Origin of the sequence: Flavobacterium pectinovorum (assembly GCF_006438875.1) — a bacterium.
Classification (GTDB): domain Bacteria; phylum Bacteroidota; class Bacteroidia; order Flavobacteriales; family Flavobacteriaceae; genus Flavobacterium; species Flavobacterium pectinovorum_A.
In genome coordinates, this window is the sequence record NZ_RCZH01000017.1 from 88,619 (window position 1) to 103,002 (window position 14,384).

A 14,384-nucleotide genomic window follows, 5' to 3' on the forward strand; every position below is an offset into this window, starting at 1 on the left:
AAAATCTAATGATTGAGAAGAAAATAAAAAGGTTTCGAAAGTAGAATTTGTACTAACTTTGTATCGATTTAATAATTTAAGATAAGTTTTTATATGAACTTACTTTTTTTTCATAACTTTAATATTGAATTCAACTTATAAGTATATTGAAGTTTTAAAATAATAATAATTTAACCTTTTTAATAATAAGATTATGGTAGTACAGTATCAAGGTGAACAATACGGGAAAAAGACAAATTTTACAATAAGGATAATAGGGAACAATTTATCGAAAAGTAGCTCTAATTATCAAATTGATTTGCTGGTAGGAGACAAGAAGCTGCCAACTTTTACGACATCAATTCACCAGAGTTTGTCAAATTGTTTGAAAGAAATCTATTTGTTCAGAAAACACAATGGTATTAAATTCGAGGCTTCTTCAGAAAAAGTTGGAACACCTTTAGTGCCGTATGATCAGGTTTTATACAACTATAATAAGTATGCATTGTTTATGGCTTAAGCTATAATGCTTAAAAATATAAAATGCTTGAAAATATAAAAAGACTGTTCGGTTATACTGAACAGTCTTTTTTTGATATTATGTAGAAAAAATAATTCCAAAGGTCAATAATTTTAAGCGACTAAAACAACATCTTTATGGTATTTTCTTTTGTATTCTAAAGGAGACATTCCCGTAATTTTTCTAAACACTTCCCGAAATGCTTTCACATCAGAATAACCGACTTCGTACATTACTTCGTTGATTGTTTTTCTATTGGTTTCAAATGCTTTTTTGGCGGCTTCAATTTTTACTCTTTGCGAATATTCTACGGGAGTATTTCCGGTGGCTTTTATAAATCTTCTGTCAAAATTTCTCCTTCCAACATTCAGCTTTGAGGATAATTCTCCAATAGATATTTTTACTTCTATATTCTTTTCGATGTATGATTGTGCCAATTGTACCATTTCGTCATCGTGCTTTTTTTGACCTGTGAAAATGGCAAATTGAGATTGTGTATTTCGGTTCATTTCGATTTGAAAAACCTTCGAACAATAAATAGCGGTATTTCTGTCATAATACTTCTCAATCAGATAAATCATCAGGTTAAGGAATGAATAAGCGCCGCCATTTGTGTAAATTCCTTTTTCATCGGTAATTAATTCATCGATTTGTAAATTTACTTTGGGAAACATTGATCTGAAATTTTCGGTTACGGACCAATGCGTAGAACAGCTTTTTCCGTCCAGCAATCCAGATGCAGCAAGTACAAATGCTCCGGTACAAATGGTGGCAATTTCGGCTCCGTTTTGGTATTGTTTTTTTATCCACGGTAATAATTGCTCATTGTCTTTTAGCGCAATGTTATAATTATGATTTAATGAAGGTATAATAATTAGGTCAGTTTTAGTAACTGCCGAGATATTAAGATGGGGTTTTACAGTAAACAATCCTCCATTAAACTCTACTTTTTCAGATATGCCGGCTAATTGTATCGTAAATAACTCGTTTTTATTATTCGCCTTATTATAAGCATTTGCTCTGCTAAAGATTTCATAAGCACCGGTAATACTGGGAAGATTATTATCTCCATTTGGAACTATAATGGTAAGATGTTTCATCGTTTTTTGCTTTTGTTTGATAAGTAAAGGTAGTAAATGTTTTTGTCCAAAACTACCCATTACAATGTCTGATTTACACCTTAAGGATTTGATTATTAGGTGGTAATTTTACAATACAAAACTCAAAAGGAGGATTGTAACAATTTAAACAAAAAACTATTATGGCAAAAATGACTGTGATTTACACAACTCCAAAGGATAAGGAATTTTTTGAAAAGCACTATTTTGAAGTACATGTTCCGCTGGCAAAACAATTGCCGGGATTACTAAAATATGAAATCAATAATGGTCCAATTATTTCTCTTACGGGACATAATGATGTTTATCGTGTAGCCAATTTATATTTTAATTCGCTTGACGAAATGATGGAATCTTTTAAGTCTGATATAGGTCAGCAATGTGCAGTTGACAGAATGATTTTTGCAAGCGACGACGAGGTTCAGATCTATGTCTATGATTCAAAAAACACCTGATTTTCCAACAAAAACTTTTACAGATTACAACTATTATAACCTAAAAAAAAATAAAAATGACAACAACGGCAACAATTCCAACAACGACATTATTTGTTAAAATGATATTAGACAGATGGTACGCCTCAATAGTAAATTGTGATGTATTACTCCATTCTTTAACTGACGAAACTTTGCAAAAAGAAATTGCTCCGGGAAAAAACCGAGGGATTTATTTGTTAGGACATCTTATTGCGGTTCACGACGATTTGCTAATTCTACTGGATATGGGCGAAAAATTATATCCTGAATTAAATGAACCTTTCATAAAATCGCCTGATAAAACAGTAGCACAATTACCTGCTGCATCAGAATTGAGAAGTTTTTGGACAAAACAATCTGAAGCAATAAAACAAAAATTCGAGAATATGAAACCCGAAGAATGGTTCGAAAAACATACTGCTGTAACTACCGAGGATTTTGAGAAAGAACCTCATCGCAATAAATTGAATATAGTAGTAACAAGAACCTCACATTTGCAATACCATTTAGGGCAATTGCAATTGCTTAAATAATATCTACACTTTATAAAAACTTAATTTAACACATAGAAACATAGATTTATATGGTGTATAAAAAAGACGTTTCACTTAGCATTAATACGCATAGCTATGTTTGAAGAAATATTTTTCTTTTTTTGCAAACTTTTCACAGAAATAAAAAACTATGTATCTATGTGTTTGAAAAATAGAAGTTTTAAATAATGTAAAAAACAACAAAATGGCGACATCAAATTATAGCACAACAATTTTAGTTGACAATTCTAAAGAAGAAGTTTTTAATGCCATCAATAATGTTCGCGGTTGGTGGCAGGGAGAAATTGAAGGAAGCACAGAGAAACTCAATGAAGAGTTTAGTTATAGTGTGCCGGGAATTCATTTTTCGAAGCAAAAAATTGTAGAGATTATTCCAAACGAACGAATTTTATGGGGTATTATAGACAGTAAATTAAGTTTTGTGAAAGATCAAAGTGAATGGACGGGAACAAAAATTGTCTTCGAAATTTCTGAAGTAAACAATAAAACACAAGTTCGTTTCAGTCATTTGGGTTTAGTTCCAGAATTTGAATGTTATGGAGATTGTTCAAATGCCTGGAAAAAACTGATAGAAGAAAGTTTATTCAGCTTGATAACTACCGGAAAAGGCGTGAATGTTTTTGGATAAAAAAGTTATTCATTACAATTTGTTACAAGTATTAAATGATGATTTAATGGTTAGTTATAGTTTGTATGATTACAGAAGAAGAGTTTGAGAAATCAGAATTTTAGCAGCGTGTTTTAGGAATATCGTCCTATAAATAAAATTAGAAATTACGCCGTGGTAGGTGCGGTCCCTAAGGGCAATGTCATTAAGTTAAGGAAAAATGCAATGTAACAATTTGTTTTTGTTCCATCGGAACATTTCATTGGTAGCCCAATAAATACGGCATTTTTTCACGTTCCTTAGGAACGTTTGATTTTATAAATAATAATTGGTAAAAACATACACAGATTATATATACAATTTCTCAAACGTCCCAATGGGACGATGTTTCTCTCGGTGCATTTTTTTTCTACCGATGAGATGTTCCGATGGAACAAAATCTAAAATATCTTAACTTAATGATATTGCCCTAGGGACTACACATTTTTAGAATAAACAACGTTTTTTTAATATATTACAAATAACCCTATTTAAGATTGATATTTATAGTGTCTCCATCTTTAATGACTTTATTGACTACTATTTTTTTGCCTTCTGATATTGTTATTTTTAATTTCTGATCAGCTCTTTCTACCGTAATGTCAAAATCTTTTTCAAATGCATTTATATGACGCATTTTCATAACCGTCCAGGATTTAGGAAGTCTTGGCGTGAAATCGAAACTGTGTAAACCTGTTGGACGTATTCCAAATAATCCTTCGGTAAAAATTCTACAATACAAACCGCTTTCTGCCGAAAGGTGACGTTGATCGCCTTCAGGATATGCTTCTACAGGATAAGGAACGTGATCGCCCAATAAACGACGGTTGGAGTAATAATGTAAAAAATCCAGCGCTTTGTCTGTTTCTCCCGCTGCTAATACACCTCTCAATGCATACAAAGTCGAGCGATCCCAGAATATTTTATCGCCTGCAACACTGGCAAGGCCGTCTTTTGTCCATAGTCTTGGTGAGAATAGTGCGTCTATAGTTCCGTTTTTTCTGTCGTAAATTCCCATGGTAAGCGGCGTACAAATCCAGGCTCTTAAAACATCATTTTCTTTGTAGTATTTGTAGGTTTCAAAACCTTCTACTTTTGCACCAAAATACTTTTCGATCGCAGCTTTTAATTTTTCGGCCTCTGCTTTGTAATTTTTAAGTTGTGCTTGATCTTTTCCTAAAGCTTCGCCCAAATAAACGGCTGAGTTAAGTGCATCATAGTATAAAGAGGAAGTATTAAGATTGGCTTTTCCGGCAGGAAGACGACCTTCTAATTCATCAGAATCTGAGGTTACAACACCATTAGTGTTTAGTTTTCTATGACAATATTCCAAACACCATTCAATCAATGGCCATAATTGTTGAGCCTCGTTTGTATTTCCTCTTGAAAGTGCATAACGTGAAGCTCCATAAGCAATCATCGCTCCGTCACCACGATCTCCGGCACCCGCCCAAATATCAGTTCCTTCGGCAATAATCGAACTCGGGATTGGTTTGTATTCTTTGTTCATGAATTTTGCAAATTGCAGATACGCGTTTAACGATGCCTGATTGCCATATTCATATCCTAAATAAGGGAAAAATGGTCCAATATATTCTGCCTGATCATTTGCCCATATGGCGGCATAATATGATTCTCCACCGGGACCATGCATTGGACCGCCTTTGGTTTCAAAAATACTTTCAGAGGCTCTAATTTTCGCGAAAGCAAACTCTGTATTCAAGACTTCATCAGGCGTTTCTAAAATAAGTTTATCCCAGATTTCACGGATTAATTTTATGCGGTTATTTTTTTCATCGTCTACATTTACGACAGGAACTTGTTCGTTTGCCTTAACGCCCGAGTAGAAAACTGAGAAACTAATCGTTTCATTTGTCTTAAGATTAAAGCTTCCGGGATTAAAAAGATCGACATGTAAATCATAACTGCCTTCTGTTCCTTTTGCAGGATCTGAGGTATAAACTGCATTTGATTTTGGAATTTCTACTACAGAGGTTTTTTCGGAAATATTTTTAAGCGTATAAATTTCGCAATAACCCGCCAATGTTGTTGACGGGAAAAATTGTCGTGTTAATTCGAGTGTATTGGTTTTGCTCTTTACAAGCAATGTTCCGTTAAGGGTTAGCGAAACCACTTTTTCGGAAGTAATAGGTTTATAGTTTACTGTTACGAGATCCAAGGCGTCTTGTGCAAATTGGCGCGTTAAACTAGCATGAGTATTGTTGGGTATTGTTCTGAGCATTGGCCAAACCAAACTGCGGGTCGCGTGAAACGAACCATCGGCAGAAACTCCATATCGTAGAACGCAGGAGATTTTTTTACCGCTCATTTCGATATGATCGTCATGCGGAATGTTATTGTTTATCTGCCACGAAATAGAGCCATCCTGATCCATTTGCCAACGGCGCTCTTCTTGCGAAAATGCCTTACTTATGAAGCAAAAAAGGACAACGACAAATAGAAAATATTTTTGATTTTTCTGAAATGATCTCTTCATTAAATTTATTTTTAAGGTATTAAATAATTACCGCCAACGAGTTCTTATCCATTGTATAGTAGTGTGAATGTGTTGTTTTTTGGATAAGTATTTTACTAATTTACTAATTCAGTTAATATTTGAAAAATGCACTTATTTTTTGTCCTCGTTTAAATGAGGACATCAACAAATGTAATAGGAATTCTTGTAATCATCTTTCTTGCGGTTGGCGGTAATTTCATTATTTATGGATTATAACAGCATAATTTCCGGAGAATATATCGTGTTTTTATACAGGAGAATTACTTTTATTATGAAGTATTAATTTTTTAAATTTTAAAAGCAAACCCACACAATTTATAGAGTGGGTTTGCGGGCTTATCAGATTTTTTGATCGACTATAACCATGAGACTGATAATAAATAAAATGCAATTATTAATTATAACCCGGATTCTGAACCAGACTTGTTCTATTGGTTTCATCCCTTGGAATTGGTAATAAATACTGTTGAGGTTTAAAAATTCTATCCTGAACTTTGGTATAAGTATAGGTTTTTGAACCATCACCGTTTTTGGTAATAACAACTCCCATTAAAGGTTTGTTTTCGGTCACATCGGCAATTTTCCAACGGCGAACATCATAATAACGAAATCCTTCCAGACACAATTCTACTTGTCTTTCGTTACGGATTTTATTTTCTAAAGCACTACCGGTCAAACCTGCCAACGGAACTGTAATTCCTGCACGTTGTCTGATTGTGTTCAGATATTGTATTGCTGTACCTTCGTTACCCAATTTGAATTGCGCTTCGGCATAATTAAGATAAATTTCGCCTAAGCGAGAAATAATCCAGGCTTTGTTTGTTTGTGTTTCACTGTTGTAATTGTAAGTTGTATCACAATATTTACGGAAAGTGTAACGTGTTTTGCTTGCATTCCAATTGTCCCATCCTTGAGGAGAATCTAATCCGCCTTCGTAGAACTCAGCTTTATTTGAGCTTCCCACATCATAACGATCTTTACAAAATTCAGGTTTTCCATAAGCACGGCCATCATATACAATATTTTTGTAAAAACGAGGATCTCTGTTTACGTATGGTTTTTGCGGATTGTAACCAGATGTAGGATCTGTAATGTCTTTTCCGTCAGCAGTACCATAAGCATCTACTAAACCCTGGCTTGGTGCAAAATTTGCCCAACCGTGAAAACCACTTGGTGAATTAAACATTTCGACACCATTAAAAGCACTCCACTGTGGATCTTTACTGGACAAACGACAAAAGATAATCTCAGAATTATTAGTAGTAAAAAGATCTTCGTAGTTTTTATCATAAAGTTGATAGATGTTTAAATCAATAACCGCTTTTGCAGCATCAGAAGCTTTTTTCCATTTAGATACATCATTAGAAGTATTCCATTGCGGACTTGCAGCGTACAATAATGCTCTCGATTTTATGGCTAGAGCGGCACCTTTTGTAACTCTTCCAAGACTGGAAGCGGTTAATGGCAGTAACTCAGCAGATTTGTCTAACTCAGTAACAATAAAATCAATACATTGATCATAAGTACTGCGGTCTACCTTGAAATTACTGTTCAGGTCAAAAGGAGCCGTAACCAAAGGAACTCCACCATAATCGCTGGTTAATTTGAAATAAGCAAAAGCTCTTAGAAAAATAACTTCACCTTTTAATCGTTTGCGTGTGGCTTCATCACCGGGAACATTATCAATTCGGGACAAAAAGATATTACAATTCTGAATCGTGGCGTAAGCAGGTTTCCAGGTATTAAAATTACCGGCATTATCTGGCGTAAGTGCTCCGGAATTAAGATTCCATACATCATAATCGTTAAAATTATTGAATGCTTCGTCACAGGCGGTAGACAAAATCCAACTGCGGTTTGTTCTGTCGTTCCAATTGTGCTGCGTGCTAGGCAATACCGTGTATAGATTATTAGCAAAAGCTTCAGCAAGTTTCAAATCATTCCAAACTGATGCATCTGTATAAGAATCCAAAGGAATTTTATCTAACGGATCTTCGCTACAGGATATAAATGATGCAATTGTGATAAAAAAAGAGGCAAGGATAAATACCTTCTTTTTTATATTTATTAGTTTATTGTTTTTATAATTTTTCATGTCTTGATATTTATTTGTTGTACTATTATAATTCAATACTTACACCTACTCTGTAGATACGCGTTTGCGGATAATTAATTCCTGTAGTATTGTTAGTTTCCGGATCAAGATTATATTGTTTCATATGATCGAAAGAAAACAAATTGGTTCCTCCGGCATAAATTCTCATATTTAATACTCCAAATCTCGAAAGCATATTTTCAGGTAAAATATAGGATACCTCCAGAGATTTTAATCTAAAGAAAGAAGCATCTCTTAACCAAAAGTCAGCGTCAATATTATTTCTGTTATCAGAGTCATTGAAAGCTACCGGATATTTAGAATTAGGATTGTCTGCCGTATATCTGTCGTTGTACAACCATGTTGGCGGTGCTACGATTGCTCCCTGTGCTTGCGGAAGAATCATTTGTTTTGCCTGAGATTGTCCTGTCCAAAGCATATCGATCGAAAACCCTTTATATTCTGCTCTTATCGGAATACCATAAGCAATTTTTGGCGTAGCCGATTCTGGTATTCTAACCTTATCATTAGTCGTTATATGACCATCGTTGTCTTTGTCTTTTACCCAAATATCACCAGGTTTTGCTCCTTCAAAATGAGGCGAATTGTCAACATCTGCCTGTGTGCGATAAATACCGTTTGTTTCGTAAACTAACCAGGAATCAATTGCTTTTCCAGTTGATTTTTGCCACTCCGGAATGTTAGCAGCCTCGTCACGAAAAAGTACTTTACTTTGGGCATAAGTAAGGTTAAAACCAATACTGTATTTAAAACTATGACTCATATCAGCATAATTTACAGACCAGTCCGTACCTCTGTTAATTGTTTCTCCAATATTTTCTTTAGGAAGTGCCAATCCAGTGTACAAAGGCACAGATGCATTTCTAGCGGTTAAAATATCAGATCTTTTGTTGCTGAAATAATCAAAAGTAGCCGTCAGTTTGTTATTAAAAAAAGCCATGTCAAATCCAATATTTTTAGAATCCTGAACTTCCCAGGTAATATTAGGATTAGGAGTTGCTGAAAGATAGATGCTGTTATTTAAAGTATAATCAGAACCAAAATAGTTATAAAGCTGTTGATCCGTAATTAGTTGGTATCTCGTTAAGAAAAGATATTGATTCAATTGACCATCACTTCTCATATCATCATTACCCATTTTCCCCCAAGACGCCCTTATTTTAAGCTGATCAATTCCTTTTACATTATTATTGAAAAAGGATTCTTCAGATATTTTCCAGCCTGCTGATACCGCCGGGAATAAGCCCCAACGAGTGGCAGACGGGAAATTGAAAGATCCGTTGTAACGGGCAGAAACTTCGGCAAAATATTTATTGTCATAGTTGTAAGCAACTCTGCCCAGATAACTTTCTCTTCCGTCTTGATAAGCGCCACCTGTTGCGTTTTGCCCTTTTGTACTTCCTGTAAAAATTTGATCTAATTGATCGCTTAACAAATCTCTTCTATAAGCGTATGTTTCTGTTTTATCAGTCGTAGTTTGTTCGTAACCTACAAAAGCGTTAACATTGTGTTTATTGAATTTACGATCGTAAGCTAATTTTATGAAATAGGTATTTTGATTCGTAATTTGTTCGTCTTGCATAACACTCGTTATACTTGTACTGTTTTTTACGTTATTATAACTATCATTTGTTCTGTCATAAGAATAAGCATCCCAAGGTTTCGTGAATTTTTTTTCGCTGCGCACATTGTAGTCAAATGCAGCATATCCGTTTAACGATAAACCTTCGGTAATCTTTGGTAATTTAAGGTCAAAACCTATTTTTGGGTTAACGATTAAGTTAATCACCTTATCATAACCAGCAGCCGAAGAAGACATTAAAATTGGGTTTCTACCGTTTGCAATTCCAGAAGATGGTAAACCATTTTTCCAATAAGCCGGAATAAAAGGATACATGCTCACCGTTTCGTGCATAATACTTCCAATGCTTATTGCCGGATACTCTCTGTCTTCTTTACGGGTAGCAATATCAAGGTTAACTTTGAAGTTGGATGAAATATTAACATCAATATTGGATCTTAAGTTAAACTGTCTGTATCTCTCGTCGCTATTTCTAAGATTACTGTCCTGATTTAAGTATTGACCGGAAAAGAAATACTTAACCTGCTCATTTCCTCCATTTACAGAAAGAGAAAGATTAGCCTGCGGAGCATCTTTTCTATACACCTCTTTAAGCCAGTTTGTACTGGTATAATTAGGATCATTTCCTGCTTTGTATTTGTCAATGTCTGATTGTGTATAAGGAAGCGTCGTTCCTTTGTGGGCATTTAGTTCGTTGTAGTATGTCATGTATTCCCAGGAATTAACCCTTTGGTCCATTCTCGTTAATTGCTGAATACCATAAGATCCATCAAATTTGATTGTTGGTTTACCAATTTTACCTCTTTTGGTCGTAACCAGAATGACCCCATTTGCAGATCGAACTCCATAAATTGCCGCCGATGCATCTTTCAAAACCGTAACCGATTCAATATCATCAGGATTTATTCTGTTCAAATCACGATCCGGAATTCCGTCTACAACTACAAGAGGACTTGTACCGCCGCCAAATGAGTTAAATCCCCGAATCAAAAGAGTTGAACTGTCATCACCGGGTCTTCCGGAACGGTTATTGGCAATTACACCAGACATACGCCCGGCAATAGCATTCGAAACGTTTGCAGAAGCATTTGTTGTTAGTGCCGAACCTTTTACAGAGGCAATTGCTCCCGTTGTAGAACCTTTTTTCTGAGTTCCGTATCCTACAACAACAACTTCATTTAAGGTTTGATTTTGCTCTTCAAGCTGAATATTCGAAGCATTTGCAGCAGAAACTTCTTTAGTTACAAAACCGGTAAATGAGATAACAAGAATACTGTTGGAGTCCGGAACTTCAATAGTGAAATTACCATCAAAGTCAGTAGTAACGCCAATTTTCGTGCCTTTTATAAGAATATTAACGCCCGGAAGCGGTTCTCCCTTTGTGCCAGTTACTTTACCCTTAATAGTTTTTTGTACCGTAAGTAAAGAAACAGATAAATCTTTTCTCGCAACATTGTTCCCAGTGAGAGGAATGTTTGAATTCAGAAAAAACTTTGTGTCTTTAGTTTCTGTCGCAGCAGAAACTTGTAATGTCATGGCTAATAGAAATCCGGAGGTCAGTTTGGTAACTTTCCAGATTTCAGCAGAAAGCCAATCGTTTGTTGGTTTGTCTTTGGTTAATAATTTCATGATTTTCTAATAATGGTTTTTGGTTAGTAATAGAATTCTCTAATTTGTCAAATTCGCTCCCTTTCTTTTTTTTCAGAACCAACAAGATGCGTGGAGTACTTGCAGATCGTTTGTGAAAAGAGACAAATGTGAGATCCAAAAGTAGATATGTTTCCATATCTCTCTATACCAGTACCTACCAGTTTTTTTACGATATGTTTAAAAAACAGATGTAAAATAAAATAATATGAAAATTAAAGTGGATAATATATGAGTATAAAGCATAAAATCTGAAATCACTTATAGTGGTGGAATTTTCTGATTTTTTATAGTCACGGAACGTAATGCTATCGCTATTAAGAAAGAAGAAAAGAGGAGGTTTTTAATCCTGAAAAAAGTAAAAAGTGTTAAAATTACATTATTTTAAAAACTCCCGAAAATAATGCTCTTTTACGGGTTTTATAATTTGGAAAATCTGCTATTGAAAAATACTCTTTTTCTCTTCGACAGTTATAAAATGATAAGTCGTTGAATTTTTCTTTTAATACTTAGAATTCTCTTTTAAATTATCAAAAGTGGATAATATAGTATCAGAATAAAAATTTCAAAAAATTCGAATATTCTTTAAGTAAAATTGCTTTTTGCAATCTGCAAAAATAAACTGGTGGGTACAGGTATGAAGGAGAATGTGATTATTATATTTTTGAAATTCATTTTGCATAAGTTAATAACGAAATTCAAAAATATGCTTCCTTAAATTATGAATTTCATAATATAATAAATCGAATTAAGGTGCATAGAAAATCATTACGGCATAGAAATTTTGCAAACTAAATAAGAAATAACCACTGACTACAACCAAACAAATTTTATGAAAAAAATATTATTTCTATTAGCACTTACAACTCTGTTTTGTAAAGCTAATGCGCAAGAAGCCCAAATTCAGATCGAAACTCAAAGTACCGCTTTGATTCTAAAAGCGGGAAAGAATGGCTTACTTTATCAATCGTATTTAGGAACGAAACTAAAAGATAACTCAGGTTACAATACGCTTTCTAAAGAAAATACAAAGACATTTGTCATAAACGACGGAAATCCGTTGGTGAATTTGAGGCATCAGGCATATCCAACCTATGGAACCGAAAATTTGTTTGAATCGGCAATTCGAATGACTCATAATGATGGAAACCCGTCTTTGGAATTAAATTATGTAAGTCATCGTACCGAAAAAATTGATGCTAATACAACAGAAACCATTATACAACTAAAAGATCCGGTATATCCTGTAGAAGTTACGCTTCATTATAAAGCTTTTTACAATGAAAATGTAATTGAGCAATGGACAGAAATTGTGCATCATGAAAAGAAACCTGTTATGTTGTACAATTATGCGTCGTCGATGCTGCATTTTGATGCTGATCATTATTGGTTAACGCAATTTCACGGAGATTGGGCAAAGGAAGTCCGCATGCAGGAAAGTGAATTAACCAGCGGAACTAAAGTAATAGACTCAAAATTAGGAGTTCGCACGGACATGTACCAAACTCCGGTTTTCTTTTTAGCATTGAATGAAAAAGCCAACGAAAATTCGGGAGAACTTGTGGCGGGAACAATTGCCTGGTCCGGAAACTTTAAGTTTGCTTTTGAATTAGATAATAAAAATTCGCTTCGAATAAGTTCCGGAATCAATCCATTTGCTTCAGAATACAATCTTCAGCCTGGAAAAATATTTACAACACCGTCTTTTATTTATACCTTTTCGAATAAAGGAAAAGGGCAGGCGAGTAGAAATTTACATACTTGGGCAAGAAAATATGGAGTTAAAGATGGCGAAAAACCCCGTTTGACTTTATTAAACAATTGGGAAACTACTTTTTTCAATTTTGATGAAAAGAAATTGACAGATATGTTTGCCGATTCAAAAACATTGGGCGTTGATATGTTCTTGTTAGACGACGGCTGGTTTGGAAATAAATATCCAAGAAGTGGCGATAAATCCGGTCTTGGAGATTGGCAGGCAACAAAAACAAAATTGCCAAATGGTTTAGGTTTTCTGATGCAGGAAGCAGAAAAAACAGGCGTAAAATTCGGAATTTGGATCGAGCCTGAAATGGTGAATCCTAAAAGCGAATTGTATGAAAAACATCCGGATTGGGTTTTGAAATTGCCAAACCGACCGGAAAGTTATTATCGTACCCAATTGGTTTTGGACTTATGCAATCCGCAAGTACAGGATTTTGTATTCAAAACGGTAGACGATATTATGCAGACCAATTCAGGTGTCGCCTTTTTTAAATGGGATTGCAACCGAATGATGACAAACGCATATTCGACATATTTAAAGAATCAGCAATCGCATTTATTCATCGAATATACCAACGGTTTGTACAAAGTTTTAGACCGAATTAAAACCAAATATCCAAATTTACCAATGATGCTTTGCGCCGGTGGAGGAGGCAGAACAGATTATGGATTGCTGAAATATTTTACAGAATTCTGGGCAAGTGATAATACCGATCCGTTCAATAGAGTGTTTATACAATGGGGATATTCGCAGTTTTTTCCCGCCTTTACGATTTGTAATCACGTAACTTCATGGGGAAATCAATCCATCAAATTCAAAACTGATGTTGCGATGATGGGCAAATTAGGATTTGACATTAATATAAAAGAACTGAAAGAAAAAGAGCTAAAATATTGTCAGGATGCAGTTGCCAATTATAAGCGATTAAGTCCCATAATTTGGCACGGCGATATGTATAGAATGATCTCTCCTTATGACGAAAGCCGCGCTGTATTAATGTATGTAAATGAGGCAAAAAGCAAGGCAGTATTGTTCTCTTATACGCTTCATCCGCTTTATGATCCGCAATATAATTTGGTTCGTTTTCAGGGTTTAGATCCAAATAAAACATATAAAGTCGAAGAAATAAATCTAATGCCCGAAGTAAAGAAAACTCTTGAAGAATCCGGAGAATCCTTTACAGGAGATTATCTAATGAATGTGGGTTTAAGAGTTTCTTCGTCTAAAGTAGAAACAAGTGTAGTTCTTGAAATTACTGAAATTTAGTTGAATTAATTATATAATTGAAAAAGCCTTTCTATGAAGAGATTCATTTGAAAGGCTTTTTTGTGTAAGTATTTAGAGTTTGATACTGTCTTTTTAAATGATTAATTTGTACTTTTTCATGAAAACTTTTAAAAGGAGAGTCAGGAAAACTACATTGGTTAATAAGAATTTTTTATTGTAAAACCTCAACATATTTC

9 protein-coding genes are annotated in these 14,384 nt (G+C 34.4%); 5 read left to right on the forward strand and 4 right to left on the reverse strand.

The window, feature by feature from the left end; translation table 11 throughout:
• The first annotated feature begins 193 nt into the window (after positions 1 to 193).
• Positions 194 to 499, forward strand: a complete 306-nt coding sequence (locus EAH81_RS21440) for a hypothetical protein (protein ID WP_140511052.1) — start codon at positions 194 to 196, stop codon at positions 497 to 499.
• 113 nt (positions 500 to 612) lie between these two features.
• Here EAH81_RS21440 and EAH81_RS21445 read toward each other — a convergent pair whose 3' ends face one another.
• Positions 613 to 1,599, reverse strand: a complete 987-nt coding sequence (locus tag EAH81_RS21445; RefSeq protein WP_140511053.1) for a GlxA family transcriptional regulator — start codon at positions 1,597 to 1,599, stop codon at positions 613 to 615.
• A 161-nt stretch (positions 1,600 to 1,760) separates the two neighbouring features.
• On the opposite strand from EAH81_RS21445, the gene EAH81_RS21450 reads away from it, so the two are divergent.
• The 3 genes from EAH81_RS21450 (at position 1,761) to EAH81_RS21460 (ending at position 3,275) form a co-directional block, all read left to right on the forward strand.
• Complete coding sequence (locus tag EAH81_RS21450) at positions 1,761 to 2,072, forward strand: EthD family reductase (RefSeq protein ID WP_140511054.1); 312 nt, start codon at positions 1,761 to 1,763, stop codon at positions 2,070 to 2,072.
• Positions 2,073 to 2,128: 56 nt separating this feature from the next.
• Positions 2,129 to 2,626 carry a DinB family protein gene (locus EAH81_RS21455; RefSeq protein WP_206669098.1) on the forward strand — a complete coding sequence of 166 codons (498 nt, stop codon included), beginning with the start codon at positions 2,129 to 2,131 and terminating at the stop codon, positions 2,624 to 2,626.
• A 205-nt stretch (positions 2,627 to 2,831) separates the two neighbouring features.
• A complete protein-coding gene (locus EAH81_RS21460) occupies positions 2,832 to 3,275 on the forward strand; it encodes an SRPBCC domain-containing protein (protein WP_140511055.1) in 444 nt (147 codons plus the stop codon).
• A 505-nt stretch (positions 3,276 to 3,780) separates the two neighbouring features.
• Here EAH81_RS21460 and EAH81_RS21465 read toward each other — a convergent pair.
• From EAH81_RS21465 to EAH81_RS21475, 3 genes are all read right to left on the reverse strand, one after another.
• A complete protein-coding gene (locus EAH81_RS21465) occupies positions 3,781 to 5,790 on the reverse strand; it encodes a hypothetical protein (RefSeq protein WP_140511056.1) in 2,010 nt (669 codons plus the stop codon).
• A gap of 415 nt (positions 5,791 to 6,205) precedes the next feature.
• Complete coding sequence (locus tag EAH81_RS21470) at positions 6,206 to 7,906, reverse strand: RagB/SusD family nutrient uptake outer membrane protein (protein ID WP_140511057.1); 1,701 nt, start codon at positions 7,904 to 7,906, stop codon at positions 6,206 to 6,208.
• 25 nt (positions 7,907 to 7,931) lie between these two features.
• Entirely contained in the window at positions 7,932 to 11,138 is a 3,207-nt protein-coding gene (locus tag EAH81_RS21475) for a SusC/RagA family TonB-linked outer membrane protein (protein WP_140511058.1), read from the reverse strand.
• Positions 11,139 to 11,988: 850 nt separating this feature from the next.
• On the opposite strand from EAH81_RS21475, the gene EAH81_RS21480 reads away from it, so the two are divergent.
• A complete protein-coding gene (locus tag EAH81_RS21480) occupies positions 11,989 to 14,187 on the forward strand; it encodes an alpha-galactosidase (protein ID WP_140511059.1) in 2,199 nt (732 codons plus the stop codon).
• The last annotated feature ends 197 nt before the right edge of the window (positions 14,188 to 14,384 follow it).